This window comes from Umezawaea sp. Da 62-37, from assembly GCF_032460545.1.
In the GTDB taxonomy this organism is placed as follows: domain Bacteria; phylum Actinomycetota; class Actinomycetes; order Mycobacteriales; family Pseudonocardiaceae; genus Umezawaea.
Map to the genome: position 1 here is coordinate 6,471,690 of NZ_CP135965.1, position 20,355 is coordinate 6,492,044.

The window sequence follows — 20,355 nt, forward strand, 5'->3', positions numbered from 1 at the left end:
GTGTCCCCCGAAGCTGACCCATAGACTCGCTACCCATGAAGTCCGACGCGCTGCGCGGCCATCTGGACGCCCTGCTGCTGGCCACCCTGGACGGGGGTCAGCTGCACGGCTACGCGATCATCGAGGCACTCCAGAACCGCAGCGGCGGCGCGCTCGACCTGCCGACCGGCACCGTCTACCCGGCGCTGCGCAGACTGGAGCGCGCCGGGCACGTGGCGAGCGAGTGGAGCACCGTGGGCGGGCGGCAGCGCCGCACCTACCGGCTCACCGCCGCGGGCAAGCGGGTGCTGTCGGACGAGCGGACCGCGTGGCGCGAGTTCACCGTGGCCATCGAAGGCGTACTCGGAGGTGGCCCGTGGCCGAAGCAGGCGTGATCGACGGGTACGTCGGCGAACTGGACGGACGGCTGCGCGGGCCCGCGGCCGCGAAGGCCGACCTGCTGGCCGAGGCCCGCGACAGCCTCGCCGACGCGGCGGAGCACTACCGCGACGGCGGCCTGCCCGCCGAGGAGGCCGAGCGCCGGGCGGTCGAGGAGTTCGGGCCGCTCGCCGTCGTGGCCCCCGGCTACCAGGCGGAACTGGCCGTGGCGCACGCCGCGGGCATGCTGCGGACGCTCATGGTGCTGATCCCGCTGACCAACGTCGTGTGGGAGCTCAACCGGATGTTCTGGATCGGCCCGTGGCCGAGCTTCCACGGCGCGCCCACCCCCGACTGGTACCTGTTCGTCTCGCACGCCAACGGCTACGTCCCGTGGATCATCACCGCGGGCGCGGCGGCCTCGCTGCTCGTCGGGCGGCTGCTGTCCCGGCGCGGCGTGAGCGGGACGGCGCTCGGCAGGCTCGCGGCCGCGGTGGCGGTGGCGTGCGTCGGGTCCGCGATCGCCTTCAACCTCGCCGTGATCACGGGCACCGCCGTCCTGGACGCGCCGAGGCTGCTGATGCCCGCACCGGTCATGGCGGCGACCCTCCTGTTCTACGTCGTCTTCTTCCGCGTCGGCCTGCTCGCGAGGCGCTGTCTGGCGCTGTCGGCAGTCTGACGGCGCCGGATGTGCCACGATCGTCATCGTGACCACCGCGCTCATCTACCTCGTCGTCATGGTTCTCGTGGCCGCCGTGGTGTTCCTGTTGTCCGCGCTCGTGTTCGGCCGCGGCGAGGAGCTGGCCCCCCTGCCGCCCGGCGCGTCGCCGACCAGGCTCCCTCCCGCCGACGTGACCTCGAACGACGTGCGCAGCCTGCGCTTCCAGCAGGTGCTGCGCGGCTACAAGATGGCCGAGGTCGACTGGGTGCTCGACCGGCTCGCCACCGAGGTCGACGAGCTGAAGGCCAGGATCGCCGTCCTGGAGGGCGACCCCGGACCGGACCTCGACCCCGAACCCGTGGCCGAGCACGTCCCCGAGCACGCGGCGGAGAACGGCAGCACCACGTGACCGCGGTGGAGCTGCGGGTCCCCGTGGCCGCTCCCGCCGACCGGACGTGGGCCGCGCTGACGGACTGGACCCGGCAGGGCGAGTGGATGCTCGGCACCGACGTGAGGCTGACCTCCGGTGACGGCAAGGGGGTCGGCTCCGAGCTGGCCGCGTTCACCGGCGCCGGGCGGCTCGGCTTCACCGACACCATGCGCATCACCACGTGGGACCCGCCGCGGCGCTGCGTCGTGCTGCACACCGGCGCCGTCGTGAAGGGCACCGGCGAGTTCGTCGTCGAGGCCGTGAACGACACCACGTCGGTGTTCATCTGGATCGAACGCCTCGACCTGCCGCTGGGGATCGTCGGCAGGCTGGGCTGGCCGGTCGTCCGGCCCGCGTTCACCTGGGGCGTGCGGCGGTCCCTGGCGAAGTTCGCCCGGTTCGCCGAGGGCCACGGCCGGTGAAGCGCTGCGCGTGGGGCGACAGCACCCCCGACTACCGGGAGTACCACGACACCGAGTGGGGCGTGGAGCTGCGCGGCGAGGCCGAGATGTTCGAGCGGCTGTGCCTGGAGTCCTTCCAGTCGGGGCTGTCGTGGATCACGATCCTGCGCAAGCGCGAGTCGTTCCGCCGGGCCTTCGACGGGTTCGTGCCCGCGAAGGTGGCGGCCTTCGACGCCGTGGACGTCGAACGGCTGATGGCCGACGCGTCGATCGTGCGCAACCGGGCCAAGATCAACGCCGTGATCCGCAACGCGGGCGCCGTCGCCGACCTCGACGTGCCGCTGGACGACCTGCTGTGGTCGTTCGCGCCCGCCGAGGAGGGCCGGGTGCGCCCCGCGACGACGGCGGACGTGCCCGCCGTGACACCGGAGTCCACGGCGATGGCCAAGGAGCTCAAGCGCCGCGGCTTCTCGTTCTTCGGCCCGACCACCGCCTACGCGCTGATGCAGGCCACCGGCATGGTCGACGACCACGTGGCGACCTGCTTCCGCGCGACCGCCGCTACCGCCCCGTGAACCTCGGCTTCCGCTTCGCCACGAACGCCGCCACGGCCTCGCGGTGGTCGTCGGTGGCGCCCGCCTCGGCCTGGGTGCGCGCCTCGGCGTCCAGCGCGTCGTCGAGGGTGCCGCCCGAGGCGACCGCCAGCGCTTCCTTGATCTTCGCGTAGGCCGTCGTCGGCCCGGCGGCGAGCTTGCGCGCCAACGCCTGCGCGGTGCTGAGCGCCTCGCCGTCCGGCACGACCTGGCCGACCATCCCGACCCGCAGCGCGTCCTGGGCGTCGATCGGCTGGGCCAGCAGCATCATCTCCATGGCCCGGCCGTGGCCGATCAGCCTGGGCAGCGTCCACGACGCGCCCGAGTCGGCGGTGAGGCCGACGTTCGCGAAGGCCATCAGGAACTTCGCCGACTCCGCGGCGACCCGCAGGTCGCTGGCGTACGCGATCGAGGCGCCCGCGCCCGCCGCCATCCCGTTGACCGCGGCGATCACCGGTTTCGGCATCCCGATGAGGGCCTTGACCAGCGGGTTGTAGTGCAGTTCGACGGTGTTCAGCGGAGCCGGGTCACCGGCCTCCAGCAGCGCGACGTGCTCCTTGAGGTCCTGGCCCGCGCAGAACGCCCTGCCCGCGCCGGTGATGACCACGGCGCGCACCGACTCGTCCTTGGCGGTCTCCAGGACGGCGTCGAGGAACGCCTCCTTGAGCGCCACGGTGAACGAGTTGAACGCCTCCGGGCGGTTCAGCGTGAACGTCCGCACACCGTCGGCGTCGTCGATGAGGAGCTCGGGCACGGTGGAGACCTCCTGCTTGTTCCGGTGGAGCTGCCTAAGCAGTGGACTCGTTCCGCGCCGACTTGTCCAGGCAGTCGTCCACGAAGCGCCGCACGGCGGGGGCGAGCCTGCCGGTGTGCCGGTCGAAGAACGCCGCCGCCGCGGTGCCCGGCCAGTCGACGGGCAGCAGTTCCACCGGCAGTCCGGGGTCGCGGAACAGGAACTTCCGCCACGCGTGCAGCAGCCGCTGCGACGCCGCGAACGACTCGGGCGCGGCCGTACCGTCCACTCCGGACATCACCGGCGACCACTCCGCGACGAACCCCGCGTAGTCGCGGCCGAGCGCGGCGAGGTCCCAGGCGCGCGCGGCCAGCCCGCCGTCGTCGCCCTCGTGTCCGCCGTGGAACGTGCTCGCCGCCACACCTTCGGCCGCCAGCACGTCGGCCAGTTCGGGGGAGGGACGGGGTGCGATCCACGTCACCGGTCCCAACGCCCCGTAGCCGAGCAGTTGCAGCGAGGAGGCCAACCGCTCCCGCGACTCGCGGCCGGGCAGCTCCTCCAGCACCAGCACGTGCCAGCGACCGTCCCACGTGGACGGCCGGGTGCGGTAGATCCTCGCCGCCGCTTCGTCAAGCCGCCGTTCGGCCCTGGGGGTCATGGCGTAACCAGGACCATCTGCCAGCCGCACCGGGTGCAGCCATCCCTGCCGGACGGTTCGGGACACGGCCGTTCGCACAGCGGGTGCGGCGAAGTCCAGCGGTTCCAGCAACCGCACCAGGGCGGCGATGGTCGCGGCACCACCGCGTTCCCGCAGATGGCCGCCGTACACGTCGAACAACGCGGATCGGGCTCGCACGACGGTCGAGTCTGGCAGGCCCGACCGGTGCCGACCAGGGCGGGCCTTCGGACGTGACGCGCCGGGCGGGGCGTGCCGGGCGCGGGTGGCGGATCACGAACCGGTGACGGTGGCCCGCGGCCCTGAATCCCTTTGCAGGACGGCGATGCGGCTTCTGATCAGGGACGAGTCAAGATCGACAAACGACCGCCCGTGCCGCCGAAAGATCGGTTCGGTTTCGCGGCTGAGTCAGGATAGGGGAGAATGGCTGCGGATCCGGCCGTGGTTTTCACCGACCACGTCCGGACGGGGAAGGGTTTTGACGGAGGGAGCACGCTATGGCGGCCATGAAGCCCCGGACCGGCGACGGTCCCCTCGAGGTCACCAAGGAGGGGCGCGGCATCGTGATGCGCGTTCCGCTCGAGGGTGGTGGGCGCCTCGTCGTCGAGATGTCGGCGGAGGAGGCCAGCGCCCTGGGCGATGCCTTGAAGGCGGCCGTTGGCTGATCCAGCCTCGAGAAGCCTCGAAGCCCCGGTTTCCACTGTGGAACCGGGGCCTCACTTCGTGTGCGGTAGACCGTGTGATCCAGCTGACAACCGAGGAGGACCGCCGTGCGCACCCCCGTGCCCACCGCGCTGGTGGAGGTAGAGGTCGCGGAGGCGCCTCGTAGTGGTGTGCCCGTGGTGGTCCTGACCACCGACGGGCTCGGCGAGACCACCCGCGACGGCGACGGCTGGTCGCTCGGCGTCGGCACCGGCGCCCCCACGACCTGGCGCACCGCGGGCGCCTGCCTCGTCCGCGCGCTGGACGCCGCGGCCGACTCCGGCGGCCCCCGCTCCTACGACGTCCTGCTGCCCGCGACCGCCGACGCCGAACGCGTCCGCGCCCTCGTCCTCGGCGCCGCGCTCGGCGGCTACCGCTTCAAGCTCACCGCCGAGGCCCCGCCCACCCGCGTCGAGTCGCTCCGCCTGGTCGTCCCGGACCTCGGCTACGTCGACGTCCTGGCCGCCGAAGCGCACCGCGCGCACGAACTCGCGACCGCCACCGCCTTCAGCCGCGACCTCGCCAACACCCCGTCCAACATCAAGGACCCGCAGTGGCTCGCGAGCACCGCCGCGAAGCACGCGGCGAAGGTGCCCGGCCTCCACGCCGTCGTCCACGACGAGAAGTGGCTGGCCGAACACGGCTTCGGCGGCGTCCTCGCGGTCGGCGGCGGCTCACCGCGCGCGCCCAGGCTCCTGGAGCTGTCCTGGAGCCCCCGTTCCGCCGCGGCCCACGTCCCCCACGTCGTGCTGGTCGGCAAGGGCATCACGTTCGACACGGGCGGCATCTCCATCAAGCCCGCAGACGGCATGCACCTGATGCGCACGGACATGTCCGGCGGCGCCGCCGTCATCGCCGCCATGATCACCATCGCCGCCCGCGCCCTCCCCGTCCGCGTGACCGGTCTCGTGCCGTGCGCGGAGAACCACGTCTCCGGGTCCGCGTACCGGCCCGGCGACATCGTCCGCCACTACGGCGGCACCACCACCGAGATCACCAACACCGACGCCGAGGGCCGCATCGTCCTGGCCGACGCCCTGGCGTACGCCACCGACGTCCTGGGCCCGGACGTGCTGGTCGACGTCGCGACCCTCACCGGGGCGATGAAGGTCTCGCTGGGGCTGCGGACCGGGGGGCTGTTCGCGTCGACCGACGAGTTGGCGGGGCGGATCGCCGCGGCGGGTGGTCGGGCCGCCGAGAACTGGTGGCGGATGCCGCTGCTGGAGGAGCACGCGGACGCGGTGAAGGGCGATGTCGCGGACGTCCGCCAGTGCCCGCCGGGGCCGGGCGGGATCACGGCGGCGCTGTTCCTGAGGACTTTCACGGCGGGTCTTCCCTGGGCGCACCTGGACATCGCGGGGCCCGCCCGGTCGGAGAAGGACCTGGACGAGGTCGTGCCGGGGGCCACGGGGTTCGCGACCAGGACGTTGATCGAGTTGATCGAGTCCTACGCGTAGGGGTGGGGTCGGGCGTCCGCCGCTGACTTCTCAGGGCTGGTAGGCGGAACCGGGACGGGTTCCGCCTCGCCCAAGCATCTGGCCGCGCTCGAATCCGGGCTGCGTCGGGCCGATCCTTCGGCTCTCCCATCATCATTTTCCCAGTTCAACCCCCTCACGGACCAGTACACACTTCGAGTAGACACTCAGTGTATACGCGATGTGTATAGTCCTTCCCATGTCAATCGGACACTCACTACTGGGCCTGCTCCAGCAGGGGCCGCGACACGGGTACGACCTCAAGCACGCCTACGACGGCCACTTCGGCCAAGGTCGGCCGCTCCACTACGGCCAGGTCTACGCGACGCTGTCCCGCCTGCTGAAGAACGGCCTCATCGAGGAGACCGGCCCCGAGCCCGGCAACGGTCCCGATCGCAAGCGCTACTCGATCACCGCCGAGGGCGTCACGGACGTCGACCAGTGGCTGGGCCGTCCGGAGAACCCGGAGCTGTACCTCCAGAGCACCCTCTACTCGAAGGTCGTCATCGCGCTGCTCGCCGGGCGCGACGCCTCCGACGTCGTGGACGCGCAGCGCACCGCTCACCTGCAAAGCATGCGAGAGCTGACCGCCCGCAAACGCGCAGGCGACCTGGCCGACAAGCTGATCTGCGACCACGCCCTCTTCCACCTGGAGGCGGACCTGCGCTGGCTGGAGATGACCGAGGCGCGGCTGGCCGATCTCGGAGAGCTGGTGCGCTCATGACCGGGCCGCTGCTGAGGGCCGACGGGGTGGTGAAGTTGTTCGGGTCGACGGCGGCGCTGGACGGCGCCTGCCTGTCGATCGGGGCGGGCGAGATCGTGGCGGTGATGGGGCCGTCGGGGTCCGGCAAGTCGACGCTGCTGCACTGCCTGGCGGGCATCGTCGCGCCGGACGCGGGCACCATCACCTACGACGGTCGTGACCTCGGCGGTATGCCGGACGTCCCGCGCAGCGCGTTGCGGCGCACCGAGTTCGGGTTCGTCTTCCAGTTCGGCCAGCTGGTGCCGGAGCTGAGCTGCGTGGAGAACGTGGCCCTGCCGCTGAGGCTCGGCGGGCGCAGGCGCAGGCAGGCCGAGGCGGGTGCGCGCGAGTGGCTGGAGCGGCTGGAGGTCGCCGACGTCGCGGACAAGCGGCCCGGTGAGGTGTCCGGCGGGCAGGGGCAGCGGGTCGCGATCGCCCGAGCGCTGGTGGCGGGGCCGAAGGTGATCTTCACCGACGAGCCGACGGGCGCGCTGGACTCGTACAACGGCGAGCGGGTGATGGACCTGATGACCGAGGCCGTGCGGGAGACCGGGGCCGCCGTCGTCCTGGTCACGCACGACGCGCGGGTCGCCGCGTACGCGGATCGGGAGGTCGTCGTGCGCGACGGGCGCACCAGGGAGGTGGCGTCGGTATGAAGGTCGCGCGGTGGGTGAACGACCTGGCGATCGGCGTCCGGCTGGCGGTCGGCGGCGGCAGGTCCGCGCTGATCAGGCTGGTGCTGGGGGCGATCGGCGTGGCTACGGCGGTGGTGGCGCTGCTCGGGGCGGCGTCCACGACCACGATCCTGGAGGACAGCCAGCACCGCCGGACGGCCGACGAGCTGGTCACCGCCGGACCGGGCGGGAGCCCCGTCGAGCCGGGTGCGGCCCCCGCGGCGCTGTACGGGTGGGCCGACAAGTCGTCGTTCCGCGGCGAGCAGGTCGAGATCACCTACCTGCACGCCACGCGGCCGGACCACCCGATGCCGCCGGGCGTGGACCGGCTGCCGGGGCCCGGCGAGGTGGTGCTCTCGCCCGCGCTGGCCCGGCTGCTGGACTCCCCGGAAGGGGAACTGCTGCGGCCGCGGTTCCAGGGCGAGCGCGTGGGCGAACTGCCGAAGGACGTCCTGGGCGAGCCGACCACGCTCAAGGCCTACGTGGGCGCCGACGCCTCGTTCACCGAGCCGGGGAGCAACGGGACCCCGGTCGAGCGCTTCGGCGCCGCGCCCGGTGGCGGCGGGGGTGACGGGGACGGCAGGTCGCCGGAGCTGATGCTGCTCGCGCTGCTCGGCGCGGTCGTGCTGCTGCTGCCGGTGTTCACGTTCGTGGCCACCACCAGCCGGATCGCCGGGGCCCAGCGCGACCGCAGGCTCTCCGCGCTGCGGCTCGTCGGCTCCGACGCCCGCCAGGTGCACCGGATCGCCGCGGCCGAGTCGCTGGTCAGCGCGGTGCTCGGCCTGGTGCTGGGCGCCGGGGTGTTCCTGGTGGCGCGGCAGCTCGTCGAGGGCGCGGAGCTGTTCGGGACGAGCTTCTACGCCACCGATCTGACCCCCGACCTGCTCGGGGGCGCGCTGGTGGTGCTGACCGTCCCGGCGGTGGCGCTGCTCGCCACGCTGGTCGCGCTGCGCCGCACGATCGTCGAACCGCTCGGTGTCGTGCGCCAGACCAAACCGGTGCGCAGGCGGTTGTGGTGGCGGCTGCTGCTGGTCGTGGCGGGCGCCGGGACGGTGTTCGCCGTGGGGTCGGGGGGCCCGCTGGAGGACGGGTCCAGGGCGTTGGTCGTCGTCGGCTCCGCGCTGTTGCTGGTCGGCGTGCCGGTGCTGCTGCCGTGGCTGGTGGAGCGGTTCGCCGGGCGCGTCCGGGGCGGGGCGCCGTCCTGGCAGCTGGCGATCCGCAGGCTCCAGCTCGACAGCGGCACGTCCGCGCGGGTCGTCGGCGGCGTCGCGGTGGTGCTGACCGGGGCGATCGCCCTGCTGACCGTGCTGACGGCCACGCTGGAGGGGGTGGCCGCACCCGATTCCTCCGGGTCGTTGTCCTCGACCCTGGTGGCGGCCGTCGACCCGCGGGTGCTGGCGGACGTCGAGAAGAGCCTGGCCACCGTGCCCGCGGTGCGCGACGTGCACGTCGTCCGCCTGCTGGACGGCTACCCGGCGGGCTCCGGGCAGTCGCCGTCCGACGACATCGTCGTCGTGGACTGCTCACTGGTGACCCAGCTGACGACCGCCCGCGAGTGCTCCGACGGGCAGGCGTTCTCGGTGGCGGAGGGCAACGCGGTCCTGCGGTCCGGTGCCGCCGTGGAGTTCCGGCGTTCCCCGACGGGCGGGCCGGACTTCGAGGTGGTCGGCACGTGGACCGTGCCCGGACGGCTCGACAAGGCCGAACTGGTGCCGCTGCCGCCCGGGGGGCTGCCCTCGCTCGGCATGCCCGGCGCCGCGAGGAGGGGGATGATCATCGCCACGCCCGGCGCCATCGGCGGGGCCAAGCTGCCCGTCGACGCGCAGGCCACGCTGCGCGCGGAGGTCGACCGCCCCACCTCGGACCAGCTGGAACTGATCCGCAACGCGTTCGCCGCGCACCCGTGGCGGACGGCGGTCTACCCCGGCGGTCCCTTCGACGCCGGGTTCGAGCGGAAGTCGATGGAGACGGCCCAGCAGGCCCTCTACACCGGTGCGGCGCTCACGCTGTTCGTGGCCGGGTTCAGCCTGCTGGTGCTGGCGTTCGAGCAGATCCAGGAACGGCGCAAGCCGCTGGCCATGCTCGTCGCGAGCGGTGTCGGCCTCGGCGTGCTGGCCCGGTCGCTGCTCTGGCAGGTGGCCGTGCCGATCGTGCTCGGCGTCGGGGTCTCGGTGCTCACCGGGCTCGGCATGGCGGCGCTGATCCTGCGGATCGCGGGACTGCCGCTGTCGGTCGACTGGCTCGGCGTCGGCGCGCTCGCCGGGGGCGCGGCGCTGGTGACCTTCGCGGTCACCGCGATGACGCTGCCCTTCCTGCGCAGCGCCACCCGGCTCACCTCGCTGCGCGCCGAGTAGCGGCCGCGCAGTCCCCGGTCGACGGTCCTCCCGCCGACCGGGGACGCGGTCACCCGAGACCCCCGCGCGCGTGCTCGCGGAAGGCCTTCACCGCGGGTGGGAGCGGCAGCCCCGCCCGCCAGGCCAGCCCGAACGTCCGGGTCGCCCTCGGCTCGATCGCCAGCTCCACCACGTCCGGCGCGGCCAGGTCGGCCCGCGTCAGCAGGGCCACCCCCAACCCCGCCGAGACCAGGCCCCTCAGCGTCTCGATCTCCTGCCCCTCGAACGTCACGCGGGGCGTGAACCCGGCCGCGGCGAACAGCCCGTCGGTGATCTGCCGCAGCCCGTACCCGTGCTCCAGCACGACGAACTCCTCGTCCGCCAACTCCTCCAGCCGCACGCCCCGCCGCCCGGCGAGCGGATGCGTGGACGGCACGACCAGGACCAGCTCCTGCTCGTGCGTCACGGCGGTCTCGAACTCGCGGCCGGTCGGCGGCGGCGCCACGAGCGCCAGGTCGATCTCGCCGCGCGCCAGGTGCTCCAGCACCACCTGCCGCGAGTTCTGCACCAGCCGGAACCGCACGTGCGGGTGCGCGGCCCGGAACCCGCGGACCAGTTCGGGCACCACGGACCGGCCGAGCATGTGCAGGAACCCGAGCACCACCTGACCGCGTTCGGGGTCGACCTCCTCGGCGGCCTCCCGCCACCCCGCCTCCAGCACGGCCATGGACCGCTCCGCCGACTCGGCGAGCAGCCTCCCGGCCCTGGTCAGCCGCACCCCTCGGCCCACCCGCTCCACGATCGGCGCCCCCAGCTCGTCGCCGATCGACGCGATCCACCGGCTCACCGTCGGCTGCGGCAACCCGACCAGCGCGGCCACCTTCGTCACGTGCTCCTCCTGCGCCAGCGCGCGCAGCACGGCCAGCTTCGGAGCCAGCGACATCTCATCCATCACCGCATCAATCTAGGCGAAATCCGGTATTGGACGTATGGGTTAGCGTCGAAGACGTGACACGCAGAAGGCGAATCACGTTCGCCGTGGCAGCAGCAGGCCTGGGCTCGTTCGCACTGCTCTACGCGCCGCAGCCGGTGCTCCCGCAGCTCGCGGCGGAGTTCCACCTCACGCCGGGCAGCGCCTCGCTGGCGGTCAGCGCGGCTACCGGGGCACTGGCCGTCGTGGTGGTCCCCGTCGCGATGCTGTCCGAGCGGATCGGCCGCCGCCGGGTGATCGTGTTCGCGGTGGCCGCCGCCGCGCTGACGGCCCTGCTCCTCCCGCTCGCCCCCACCTACCCGGCCCTGATCGCCCTGCGCGTCCTCCAGGGCGTGGCGGTCGCGGGCGTTCCGGCCGTGGCGATGTCCTACCTCGCCAACGAGGTCGGCCCGGCGGGCGTGGGCGCGGCCATCGGCACGCTCATCGCGGGCAACAGCGCGGGCGGCATGATCGGCAGGCTGGTCGCGGGCATCGGCGTCGACTGGCTGGCCTGGCGCGGGGCGCTGGCCGCGGTGGCGGCGCTGGGCGTGGCCTGCGCCGCCGTGGTCGCGGTGAGCCTGCCACCGGACAGCAAGCCGCCGACCAGGGCGCCGCGCGGCCTGCGGACCGTGCTGCGCGACCCGGTCCTGCTCTGCCAGTACGCGATCGCCGCCCTGGCCGTCAGCGCGTTCATCTCGCTCTACAACGTGATCGGCTTCCGGCTCGCGGCCCCGCCGCTGGAACTGCCCGCCAGGTTCGCCGCCCTGGTCTTCCTCGCCTACGCGGCGGGCGGCGTGTGCTCGGCGGTCGCCGGACGGCTGGCCGACCGGCTGGGGCGCGGGCCGGTGGCGCTGGCCTCGCTCGGGGTCGCCGGGCTCGGCGCGCTGCTGACGCTGCCCGACTCGCTGGTGCTGGTCGCGGTCGGGCTGGCGCTGTTCACCGGCGGGTTCTTCGCCGCGCACTCGGTGGCCAGCGGCTGGGTGGGCGCCCGCGCGCCCGCCAACGCGAAGGGCCAGGCCTCGGGGGTGTACCTGTTCGCCTTCTACGTCGGCAGCAGCGCGGGCGGCACGGCGGGCAGTTCGGTGTTCGGCACGTGGGGGTGGGGAGCGCTGGTCGCCGCCGTGCTCGGCTGGCTCGCGCTCGCCGGGGTGGCCGTGCTGGTCGCCGGGAGGGCTCAGAAGTCCAGGGGCACGGTGATCGGGGCGCCGGTGGGCCGGACGGACGTGCGGCCGACGATGGGTAGCGTCACCTCGCCCTCCGTCATGGTGAGGACGGCGGACCGCAGGTCGGCGGGCACCTCGACGACGACGGCGATCGGGAACGGGCCGCCGTCGTAGCGGACGCCGACCTGCCGTGCCGTGGACCCGTCGGGCAACGTGACCTTGAGCAGGTCCTTGGTCTTGTCGCCGCCGACGGACTCGGGGAACCCGTCGCCCTTCGCGTTGATCCGCAGTTCCAGCAGGGCCTTGTCCGGCGCGGACGCGGTCGCCACCTGGTACTCGCCGCCCTCCTTCACCGGCCGTTGGCGGCCGAGCCGCACGCCCACCACCTTCAGCTCGCCCGACCTGCCGCCGACCTCGACGCCCTGCTTGAGGTCGGGGACGCTCGCGGGGGTGCCCGCGCGGCGCAGCACGGCCGGGATGTCGGTGGCGGGCCTGCCCGACGGCAGCTCGATGCGCTGCTCCAGCGACCTCGTGCCGATCGTGTTCAGCGCCAGCGCCTCCGGGCCCTGCGAGTCCACCGGGACGGTGTAGACGACGTACACGCTGCCGCTCTCCGGGAGCCGGTCGGCGGGCAGCTGCTGCCGCCTGCCCGGCAGTTCCAGCGCCAGCTCCGAGGGCTGCGGCGTGTAGCCCTGCCAGGGCAGCCGGTCGAACGCGGGATCGGTGGACAGCAGCCGGTCGACCTCCATCCGCAGCACCCGCAGTTTCAGGCCGGGACCGGGCTTGAGCAGGCTGTTCCCGTTGGGGAAGCTCTCCGGACTGCCCCAGCCGGAGGCGGTGGCGGTGAGCAGGTCGTCGCGCACCTTCAGGTCGGGCGCGGCGGCGAGCCCGAGTTGCTCGTTGCCGGACTTGCCGTCGTCGGGCAGCACGGCCAGGAAGTCCGGCCCGGCCTCGCTGGTCTCGACCCGCTGCTTGGACGGGTCCGTCTCGCTGCCGTCGGAGCGCACCAACGAGCCGACCGGGTCGCTGCGGTTGCCGTTCTCCGGGATCTGCGGCGGCTGCACCTCGAACCGCGCGCCGCCGCCCTCCTGGCCGACCTCCTTGAGCGGCACCGGGACCCAGTCCGCCGTGGTGGCGGTGCCGGGCACCTGCACGGGGCCGCACCACAGCCGGGTGTCGACCTCGGTCTGCTGGTCGGTGCGGGCGAACCAGCAGTCGACCGGCGTGCTCCCGGTGCGGGCGACGTAGCCGAAGTTGAGCGTGAAGCCCATCTCCTCCTCGGCCTGGGCCTGGAGGACCGGCCCGTCGAGCACGGTCTTGCCGCCGATCGTCAGGCGGATCGGCTCGGGCGCGCTCTTGGCCGGTGGCGTCGCGCATCCCGCGGCGAGCGCCAAGGCGAGCAGACCCCATGAGACGCGTCCGAAACGCACTGCCTGTACCCCCGGTGGATGGACGAAAGTCCTACTACCGGGTTAAAGGCGGTTGCCGAACGTCGCGGTTGCACGATTTTGAGTGTGACTCAGGTCACGATCCGATACGCGCAGGTGAGCGGTCTAAGTGTGAAGAGCCTTCCGGTAGACCTCCACGGTCTGCTCGGCCACGGTCGCCCAGGAGAACTCCTCCACGGCCCGTTGACGGCCCGCCTTGCCGAACCCGGCCGCGCGCTCCGGGTCGGCCAGCAGCTCGTTGATGGCGTCGGCCAGCTCCATCCGGTACGTCGAGGTGTCCGCCTCGTCGTAGTGCACGAGCAGCCCGGTGCGGCCATCGTCGACCACCTCGGGGATGCCGCCGACGTCCGACGCCACGACCGCGGTCCCGCAGGCCATCGCCTCCAGGTTCACGATGCCCAGCGGCTCGTACACCGACGGGCAGGCGAACACCGTCGCGTGGCTGAGGATCTGCCGCACCTCGGCGGGCTGGAGCATCTGCTGGATCCAGAACACGCCCTCGCGGACCGCGGCCAGCTCGGCCACCGCCTGCCGGGTCTCCTCGGCGATCTCCGGGGTGTCCGGGGCGCCCGCGCACAGCACGACCTGCGCGCCCGGCGTGATGTGGTGCGCGGCCGCGACGAGGTGCCCGACGCCCTTCTGCCGGGTGATCCTCCCCACGAACGCCACGATCGGCAGGTCGGGGTCGATGCCGTGGTGCCGGAGCGCGTCGGTCTCCTCCACCGGGTGGTAGGCCTCGGTGTCGATGCCGTTGCGCACGACGTGGACCTTGGCCGGGTCCAGCGACGGGTAGCAGGCCAGCACGTCGGTGCGCATGCCCTCGCTCACCGCGATGACCGCGTCCGCGGCCTCGTACGCGGTCTGCTCCACCCACGAGGAGATCCGGTAGCCGCCGCCCAGCTGCTCGGCCTTCCACGGCCGCCGCGGCTCCAGCGAGTGCGCGGTCACCACGTGCGGCACGCCGTGCAGCAGTTTCGCCAGGTGGCCCGCCATGTTCGCGTACCAGGTGTGCGAGTGCACCAGCTCGGCGCCCGCGACGGCGGCGGCCATCTCCAGGTCGACCGACAGGGTCCGCAGCGCCGCGTTCGCGTTCTCGAGTCCGGGCGCGGTCTCGTGCGACTGCGCGTCGGGTCTCGGCCCGCCGAAGCAGTGCACGTCGACGTCGATCAGCTCGCGGAGGCGCGGCACCAGGAATCCAACGTGGACTCCGGCTCCGCCGTACACCTCGGGGGGGTATTCACGTGTCAGCAGTCCTACTCGCACGGGGCTCACCGTAACCCCTGGAAGTGGGGCAGCCGGGTGAACGAACCCCGAAAAGGTCGGATCCGCCCCTGCGTGCCGTTGGTGGCACCGCTTCCGCACGGTTAGGGTCAGGGCGTGAAGGGGCAACCGCACGTACTCGGAATTGTCCTGGCCGGTGGGGAAGGGAAGCGGCTCTGGCCGCTGACAGCCGACCGGGCCAAACCGGCGGTGCCGTTCGCGGGCAACTACCGGCTCGTGGACTTCGTCCTGTCCAACATGGTCAACGCGGGCATGGTCAAGCTCTGTGTGCTGACCCAGTACAAGTCGCACTCGCTCGACAAGCACATCTCCACCACGTGGAGGCTGTCGAACGTGCTCGGCCAGTACGTGACCCCGGTCCCGGCGCAGCAGCGCCTCGGGCCGCGCTGGTACACGGGCAGCGCCGACGCGATCTTCCAGTCGCTGAACCTGGTGTACGACGAGAAGCCGGAGCACATCGCCGTCTTCGGCGCGGACAACGTGTACCGGATGGATCCGGGCCAGATGCTGGAGCAGCACGTCGACAGCGGCGCGGGCGTCACCGTGGCGGGCATGCGCGTGCCGCGGGCCGAGGCCAAGGCGTTCGGCTGCATCGACTCCGACGCCACGGGGCTGATCACCCAGTTCCTGGAGAAGCCGTCCGACCCGCCGCACGTGCCCGACGACCCCGAGGTCACGTTCGCCTCGATGGGCAACTACATCTTCACCACCGAGGCGCTGCTCGACGCGCTGCGCTCGGACGCGGCGAACCCGGACTCCGACCACGACATGGGCGGGGACATCATCCCGGCGCTCGTCGATGCCGGGAGGGCCTTCGTTTACGACTTCGCGGACAACGTGGTGCCCGGCGAGAGCGAGCGGGACCGCGGGTACTGGCGCGACGTGGGGACGATCGACGCGTACTACGAGGCGCACATGGACCTGGTGTCCGTGCGGCCGGTGTTCAACCTGTACAACCAGGCCTGGCCGATCCGCACCGCCACCCCGCCGCTGCCGCCCGCGAAGTTCATCGCCGGCGGAAGTGCGGAGGACTCGATGGTCGGGCCCGGCTCGATCATCTCCGGCACCATCCACGGCTCCGTGATCAGCTCGGACGTCGTCGTCGAGGTCGGCTCCGTCGTGCAGGGCAGCGTCCTGCTGCCCGGCGTGCGCATCGGCAAGGGCGCCGTCGTCCGCCGCGCCATCCTCGACAAGAACGTCGTCGTCCCCGACGGCGCGCTGATCGGCGTCGACCAGGCCATGGACCGCCAGCGCTACACCATCAGCGCGGGCGGCGTCACCGTCCTCGGCAAGAACGTCCGCGCCGACTAACCGCGAGTCGAACCTCCAGACACCCCGTGTCGAACGCTCAGGCACCCCGAGTACCCCAGCCCGGACACCGCAGAGGTGACCGAGTGAGGAACTCCAGGTGCCTGGAGGTTCGACACGGGGTGTCTGAGCGTTCGACTCGCGGGTTATTTTTGTTTTTTGGCGGCGACTAGGAGGCCGTCGCCGAGGGGGAGCAGGACGGGGACGAGGCGGTCGTCCTCGCGGACCGACCTGGCGACGTCGCGCATGGCGATGGTGTCCTGGTCGCGGTTGGACGGGTCGACCACGCGGCCGTTCCACAGGACGTTGTCGAACGCGATGACGCCGCCGGGGCGCAGCAGGCGCACGCCCTCGTCCAGGTAGCGCGGGTACTCGGGCTTCGCGCCGTCCACGAACACCAGGTCGTAGGCGGCGTCGGTGAGCCTCGGCAGCACGTCCAGCGCGTGGCCCATGATCAGGCGCGTGCGGCTGACCTGGATCTTCGCCTCGGTGAACGCCTTGCGCGCCGCCCGCTGGTGCTCCGGCTCGACGTCGATCGACGTCAGCACGCCCGCCACCGGCATCCCGCCGAGCAGGTACAGGCCGCTCACGCCCGCGCCCGTACCGACCTCCACGACGGCCTTCGCCTGGAGCGCCGCCGCGAGGAACCTGAGAGCCGCTCCACCGCCGCTGCCGATCGGTGAGCAGCCCAGGTCGACACCCCTGCTCCGGGCGGCCGTCAGCACGTCGTCCTCGGGGAGGAAGTGCTCCACGTAGTCCCGAAGCGGCGAATCCGGTGTCACAAGCCAGGAGGTTAGCGCCGCAAGGGGTGAAATCGGGTGAACCCGCCGTGAAGGGCGACGTCGTTGCGCGTCTTCGGGCATCCATCCGGGTGTCGGCGGGTACCCGGACGGGTAAATCCGGATTCTCAGCGTGCTCTCAGCCGTCTCTCACCATCGTTATAAGCAAGCCAGGCACGCTGGTCGTCAGAGTCAGAACACGGGAACACCGGGAACCGATCCCACGTTGACCTGTGCACAGGGCTGAGCCAGCCCACTGGAGGTGCTTCACCGCCCGATGCGCACGCAGCCGACTTCGCCGGTGGCGTTGTCCCCCGCCGCCCCCACGCCGACCGTCGCCCCCATCGAGTCGGCGGACTGGACGCCGCCCTCATGGGACGAGGTCGTCCGTGAGCACGCCGACCGGGTGTACCGGCTGGCCTACCGGTTGACCGGTAACCAGCACGACGCCGAGGACCTCACCCAGGAGACCTTCATCCGGGTGTTCCGCTCTCTCGCCTCCTACAAGCCGGGCACCTTCGAGGGCTGGCTCCACCGCATCACGACCAACCTCTTCCTCGACATGGCCCGCCGCCGCTCGCGGCTGCGCATGGAGGGGCTGCCCGAGGACACCGACCGGCTGGCGGGCGACGACCCGAGCCCCGAGCAGGTCTACTCCGACACCCACCTCGACCCGGACCTCCAGGCCGCTCTCGACGAGCTGCCGCCGGAGTTCCGAGCCGCCGTCGTGCTCTGCGACGTCGAGGGCCTCTCCTACGAGGAGATCGGGGCGACCCTCGGGGTGAAACTGGGTACCGTGAGGAGTCGGATCCACCGGGGCCGGCAGGCCCTCCGGGCCGCACTGGAACGCCGTCGGGAGCAAGTGCTGGAGGACTCTGCATGACCGACCTGCGAGGTTGGGGACTGTCGGAGCAACACCTGCTGCCCGACGTGGTGGTCGCCTTCGTCGACGACGAGTTGTCGTCGACGGCGCACGGCCGGGCGACCGCGCACCTCGCGCGCTGCCCGCTCTGCGCCGCCGAGGCCGCCTACCAGCAGCAGGTCCGCCTCGCAGTCCGCACCGCGGGCATGCCCAACTGCGCGTCGGGGTTCCTCGACAAGCTGCGCGCGATCCCGCAGGAAGCCGACCTGCCCGAGATGCCGGACGGCCTCGCGATGACCGAGGACGGCCAGCTCGTCACGGTCCTGCGCCCGGACCGCGCCCAGGCCGCCGGGGTGTTCGGCTCCGGTCCCGTGCTCGGCGCGTCCCGCCCGCTCGGCGCGGGCTCGTCGGTGCTCGGCCGCTTCGTCGGCGCCCGCCGCGCCCGGCACAGCGCGGGCGTGGTCGTCTCCGGCCTCATGCTCGGCGCGCTCGTGCTGGTCGCGCCGTCGGGCGAACCGTCGCCCCAGGCCCGTCCCACCCCGCCGCGCGACGTGGGTTCGCCCACCATCACGGTCCAGCCCGCGAGCGCCGTCGGCCCCCTCCAGCACGACGAGAACGACCGCCTCGACCTGCTGCGATCGGTCTCGCACGGCCGTTGAGGACCCGCGTACGCGGACTTCACCGACGACCAGGCAGGCTTGCCCCCATCTTGAGGTAGTCAGCGGAACCATTCGGGGAGCGATGAGCCAGCCAGAACAGGGCAACGGTCAACTGCCCGCGACTCCCGTGTCGGGCGTCGACGACGGGGAGCACCGAAGGCTCGCCCCGCGTCCGCTGGACCGCCCGTCGGTCGACCCCTCGCTCACCGCCGCGTTCGGCCGCCCCTCCGGGGTGGACAGCGCGTTCGACGGCAGGCGCCCCCAGTCCTACGGCACCAACGGGTCCGCCGGGACCATGGGCCCGCCGCCCCCCGAGGCGCTCGCCACCGCGTTCGGCCGCCCGGTCGACGGCGCCGACCTCAAGCTCCAACGCCCTCCCGGCTCCGAGCACGCCGTCGAGGAGGACATCGACCCGGTCTTCTGGGACGGCAAGCCCGCGGGCGACCCGTGGCGCGACCCCGGTTCGGGCGCCGTGATCGGCCCGCCCGCCGTGGGCGAGAAGGCCTCCGCCCCGTCGGCCGCGAAGGCCGCCCCCGGCCCGCAGCTGAGCGTGCCCGAACTGCTGTTCGGCAGGCGCGTCAAGCCGATGGCCCTGGTCCTGCTGCTGGTCGCCGCACTGCTCGTCGGCACGGCCGGTGGCCTGGTCGGCTGGCTGTTCGGCCGCGCGGGCAACCCGCTCACCGACAGCGGCGTGACGTTGGCCGAGGTCAAGCCCGCCAAGGAACGCCCGGTCGGCTCCGTGTCGGACATCGCGAAGCGCACCACGCCCAGCGTCGTCTCGATCGAGTTCAAGGGCGCCAACATCTCCGGCGTCGGCTCCGGCGTGGTCATCGACGGCGAGGGCTACGTCCTCACCAACGACCACGTGGTCGCCCCCGCCGTGCAGGACGCGACCGCCAAGCTGACCGTCGTGTTCACCGACGGCAAGCGCGCCGTCGCCCGCATCGTGGGCCGCGACTCCAAGACCGACCTCGCGGTGGTCAAGGTCGAGGTGTCGAACCCGACCGTCATCCAGTTCGGCAACTCCGACGACCTCCAGGTCGGCGACACCGTGATCGCCATCGGCTCGCCGCTGTCGCTGTCGAACACCGTCACCGAGGGCATCGTCAGCGCCCTGAACCGCCCCGTCACCGCCGCCGGTGAGAACGGCGGCCCCCAGGTCACCTACGACGCCATCCAGACCGACGCGGCCATCAACCCCGGCAACTCCGGCGGCGCGCTGGTCGACTCCTCGGGCGCCCTGGTCGGCATCAACTCCTCGATCCAGACCCAGACAGGCAACTCGGTCGGCCTCGGCTTCGCGATCTCCGGCAACTACGCCCGCAAGATCTCCGAGTCGCTGATCCGGACCGGCGAGGTCAAGCACGCCGACATGAACGTCAACGCCCGCTCGGCCTCCGCCGAGACCGCCGAGGGCGCCCAGGTCCAGAACGTCCCCGCCGGTGGCGCGGCCGCCGCGGCGGGCATCGTCGAGGGCGACGTCATCACCAGGGTCGGCGACCGCATGGTCCGCAACGCCGCCGAGCTGACCGTCGCCGTCCGCGAACACGACATCGGCGAGAACGTTCCCGTCGTCCTCGCCAGGCAGGGACGCGAACTGACCGTCCAGGTCACGCTCAAGTCCGACTGACCTGGGGCTAACCTGGCTTCAGCGCAAAGACGACGGAGGAGCCGACGTGTTCGACAGCATCGGGTGGGTGGAGATCCTCATCATCGTTGTTGCGGGTCTGTTCATCCTGGGGCCTGAACGACTGCCGGATGCCGCCTCCTGGGTGGGCAAGACGATCCGGCAGGTGCGGGACTACGCGACCGGGGCGCGCGAGCAGCTGAAGCAGGAGATGGGTCCGGAGTTCGAGCAGCTGCGGAAGCCGCTGGAGGACCTGAAGGAACTGCGGAACTTCGACCCGAAGCGGGCTGTGACGAAGCACCTGTTCGATGATCCGGCGCCGGCCAAGCCGAACGGGTTCCCGACTCCGGCCACACCACCGGCGGAGCGGCCGCTGAATCCGGGCGAGCGGGCGCCTTACGACCCGGACGCCACCTGAGCAGCTGCTTTTCGCTGGTAAAAGGCCGACCCGCTCAAGCCGCTGGAAGGCGGGACGAACACG

Annotated in this window: 21 protein-coding genes; 16 read left to right on the forward strand and 5 right to left on the reverse strand. The window is 72.4% G+C overall.

Annotated features, from left to right (window positions below; genetic code table 11):
- Positions 1–35: 35 nt before the first annotated feature.
- Genes RM788_RS29920 through RM788_RS29940 form a run of 5 tightly spaced genes read left to right on the forward strand, consistent with a single transcriptional unit; the run spans position 36 to position 2,424 of the window.
- Positions 36–374, forward strand: coding sequence for a PadR family transcriptional regulator (locus RM788_RS29920; RefSeq protein WP_315921245.1), 339 nt, complete (start codon positions 36–38; stop codon positions 372–374).
- The gene (locus RM788_RS29925) at positions 356–1,036 is read left to right on the forward strand and encodes a permease prefix domain 1-containing protein (protein ID WP_315921248.1); all 681 of its coding nucleotides are present in this window, start codon (positions 356–358) and stop codon (positions 1,034–1,036) included. The genes RM788_RS29920 and RM788_RS29925 overlap by 19 nt, the downstream gene beginning before the upstream one ends.
- 28 nt (positions 1,037–1,064) lie before the next feature.
- Positions 1,065–1,427 carry a DivIVA domain-containing protein gene (locus tag RM788_RS29930; protein ID WP_315921250.1) on the forward strand — a complete coding sequence of 121 codons (363 nt, stop codon included), beginning with the start codon at positions 1,065–1,067 and terminating at the stop codon, positions 1,425–1,427.
- The gene (locus RM788_RS29935) at positions 1,424–1,870 is read left to right on the forward strand and encodes an SRPBCC family protein (protein ID WP_315921252.1); all 447 of its coding nucleotides are present in this window, start codon (positions 1,424–1,426) and stop codon (positions 1,868–1,870) included. The genes RM788_RS29930 and RM788_RS29935 overlap by 4 nt, the downstream gene beginning before the upstream one ends.
- Entirely contained in the window at positions 1,867–2,424 is a 558-nt protein-coding gene (locus tag RM788_RS29940; protein WP_315921254.1) for a DNA-3-methyladenine glycosylase I, read from the forward strand. Before RM788_RS29935 ends, RM788_RS29940 begins: the two co-directional genes overlap by 4 nt.
- Here the strand turns inward: RM788_RS29940 and RM788_RS29945 are convergent.
- Together RM788_RS29945 and RM788_RS29950 are read right to left on the reverse strand one after the other, a co-directional pair.
- A complete protein-coding gene (locus tag RM788_RS29945; protein WP_315921256.1) occupies positions 2,411–3,196 on the reverse strand; it encodes an enoyl-CoA hydratase-related protein in 786 nt (261 codons plus the stop codon). The genes RM788_RS29940 and RM788_RS29945 overlap by 14 nt on opposite strands.
- Before the next feature lie 34 nt (positions 3,197–3,230).
- Entirely contained in the window at positions 3,231–4,031 is an 801-nt protein-coding gene (locus RM788_RS29950) for a PaaX family transcriptional regulator (RefSeq protein ID WP_315921258.1), read from the reverse strand.
- Positions 4,032–4,348: 317 nt separating this feature from the next.
- Between RM788_RS29950 and RM788_RS29955 the strand changes: the two genes are divergently transcribed.
- From RM788_RS29955 to RM788_RS29975, 5 genes are all read left to right on the forward strand, one after another.
- A complete protein-coding gene (locus tag RM788_RS29955; RefSeq protein WP_106185758.1) occupies positions 4,349–4,516 on the forward strand; it encodes a DUF3117 domain-containing protein in 168 nt (55 codons plus the stop codon).
- Positions 4,517–4,621: 105 nt separating this feature from the next.
- On the forward strand, positions 4,622–6,010 hold the full coding sequence (locus RM788_RS29960) for a leucyl aminopeptidase family protein (protein WP_315921261.1): 1,389 nt from the start codon (positions 4,622–4,624) through the stop codon (positions 6,008–6,010).
- A 217-nt stretch (positions 6,011–6,227) separates the two neighbouring features.
- Positions 6,228–6,752, forward strand: a complete 525-nt coding sequence (locus tag RM788_RS29965; protein ID WP_315921263.1) for a PadR family transcriptional regulator — start codon at positions 6,228–6,230, stop codon at positions 6,750–6,752.
- Entirely contained in the window at positions 6,749–7,426 is a 678-nt protein-coding gene (locus tag RM788_RS29970) for an ABC transporter ATP-binding protein (protein WP_315921265.1), read from the forward strand. The genes RM788_RS29965 and RM788_RS29970 overlap by 4 nt, the downstream gene beginning before the upstream one ends.
- The gene (locus tag RM788_RS29975) at positions 7,423–9,798 is read left to right on the forward strand and encodes an FtsX-like permease family protein (RefSeq protein WP_315921267.1); all 2,376 of its coding nucleotides are present in this window, start codon (positions 7,423–7,425) and stop codon (positions 9,796–9,798) included. Before RM788_RS29970 ends, RM788_RS29975 begins: the two co-directional genes overlap by 4 nt.
- A 49-nt stretch (positions 9,799–9,847) precedes the next feature.
- On the opposite strand, the gene RM788_RS29980 is transcribed toward RM788_RS29975, so the two are convergent.
- Complete coding sequence (locus tag RM788_RS29980) at positions 9,848–10,729, reverse strand: LysR family transcriptional regulator (RefSeq protein WP_315934802.1); 882 nt, start codon at positions 10,727–10,729, stop codon at positions 9,848–9,850.
- Positions 10,730–10,785: 56 nt separating this feature from the next.
- Between RM788_RS29980 and RM788_RS29985 the strand changes: the two genes are divergently transcribed.
- A complete protein-coding gene (locus RM788_RS29985; RefSeq protein WP_315921269.1) occupies positions 10,786–12,084 on the forward strand; it encodes an MFS transporter in 1,299 nt (432 codons plus the stop codon).
- A 1,379-nt stretch (positions 12,085–13,463) separates the two neighbouring features.
- On the opposite strand, the gene glgA is transcribed toward RM788_RS29985, so the two are convergent.
- A complete protein-coding gene (gene glgA / locus RM788_RS29990; RefSeq protein WP_315921271.1) occupies positions 13,464–14,621 on the reverse strand; it encodes a glycogen synthase in 1,158 nt (385 codons plus the stop codon).
- Positions 14,622–14,735: 114 nt separating this feature from the next.
- On the opposite strand from glgA, the gene glgC reads away from it, so the two are divergent.
- Positions 14,736–15,950, forward strand: coding sequence for a glucose-1-phosphate adenylyltransferase (gene glgC, locus RM788_RS29995; protein ID WP_315921273.1), 1,215 nt, complete (start codon positions 14,736–14,738; stop codon positions 15,948–15,950).
- Between the two features lie 143 nt (positions 15,951–16,093).
- On the opposite strand, the gene RM788_RS30000 is transcribed toward glgC, so the two are convergent.
- Positions 16,094–16,729 (reverse strand): O-methyltransferase, encoded by a 636-nt coding sequence (locus RM788_RS30000; RefSeq protein ID WP_315921275.1) that lies wholly within the window; start codon positions 16,727–16,729, stop codon positions 16,094–16,096.
- Between the two features lie 274 nt (positions 16,730–17,003).
- On the opposite strand from RM788_RS30000, the gene sigE reads away from it, so the two are divergent.
- The 4 genes from sigE (at position 17,004) to tatB (ending at position 20,292) form a co-directional block, all read left to right on the forward strand.
- Positions 17,004–17,609 (forward strand): RNA polymerase sigma factor SigE, encoded by a 606-nt coding sequence (sigE, locus tag RM788_RS30005; protein WP_245886140.1) that lies wholly within the window; start codon positions 17,004–17,006, stop codon positions 17,607–17,609.
- Entirely contained in the window at positions 17,606–18,247 is a 642-nt protein-coding gene (locus tag RM788_RS30010) for an anti-sigma factor (RefSeq protein WP_315921278.1), read from the forward strand. Before sigE ends, RM788_RS30010 begins: the two co-directional genes overlap by 4 nt.
- Positions 18,248–18,329: 82 nt before the next feature.
- Entirely contained in the window at positions 18,330–19,877 is a 1,548-nt protein-coding gene (locus RM788_RS30015; RefSeq protein WP_315921280.1) for a S1C family serine protease, read from the forward strand.
- Between the two features lie 46 nt (positions 19,878–19,923).
- Positions 19,924–20,292, forward strand: a complete 369-nt coding sequence (gene tatB, locus RM788_RS30020) for a Sec-independent protein translocase protein TatB (RefSeq protein ID WP_315921282.1) — start codon at positions 19,924–19,926, stop codon at positions 20,290–20,292.
- Positions 20,293–20,355 lie beyond the last annotated feature (63 nt).

What these genes read in the sequence shown, in the direction of transcription:
- RM788_RS29920 (WP_315921245.1), top strand. Translation starts at nt 36, where the DNA reads ATGAAGTCCGACGCGCTGCGCGGCCATCTGGACGCCCTGCTGCTGGCC.
- RM788_RS29955 (WP_106185758.1), top strand. Translation starts at nt 4,349, where the DNA reads ATGGCGGCCATGAAGCCCCGGACCGGCGACGGTCCCCTCGAGGTCACC.
- RM788_RS29965 (WP_315921263.1), top strand. Translation starts at nt 6,228, where the DNA reads ATGTCAATCGGACACTCACTACTGGGCCTGCTCCAGCAGGGGCCGCGA.
- RM788_RS29970 (WP_315921265.1), top strand. Translation starts at nt 6,749, where the DNA reads ATGACCGGGCCGCTGCTGAGGGCCGACGGGGTGGTGAAGTTGTTCGGG.
- RM788_RS29975 (WP_315921267.1), top strand. Translation starts at nt 7,423, where the DNA reads ATGAAGGTCGCGCGGTGGGTGAACGACCTGGCGATCGGCGTCCGGCTG.
- RM788_RS29980 (WP_315934802.1), bottom strand. Translation starts at nt 10,729, where the DNA reads ATGGATGAGATGTCGCTGGCTCCGAAGCTGGCCGTGCTGCGCGCGCTG.
- sigE (WP_245886140.1), top strand. Translation starts at nt 17,004, where the DNA reads ATGCGCACGCAGCCGACTTCGCCGGTGGCGTTGTCCCCCGCCGCCCCC.
- RM788_RS30010 (WP_315921278.1), top strand. Translation starts at nt 17,606, where the DNA reads ATGACCGACCTGCGAGGTTGGGGACTGTCGGAGCAACACCTGCTGCCC.
- RM788_RS30015 (WP_315921280.1), top strand. Translation starts at nt 18,330, where the DNA reads ATGAGCCAGCCAGAACAGGGCAACGGTCAACTGCCCGCGACTCCCGTG.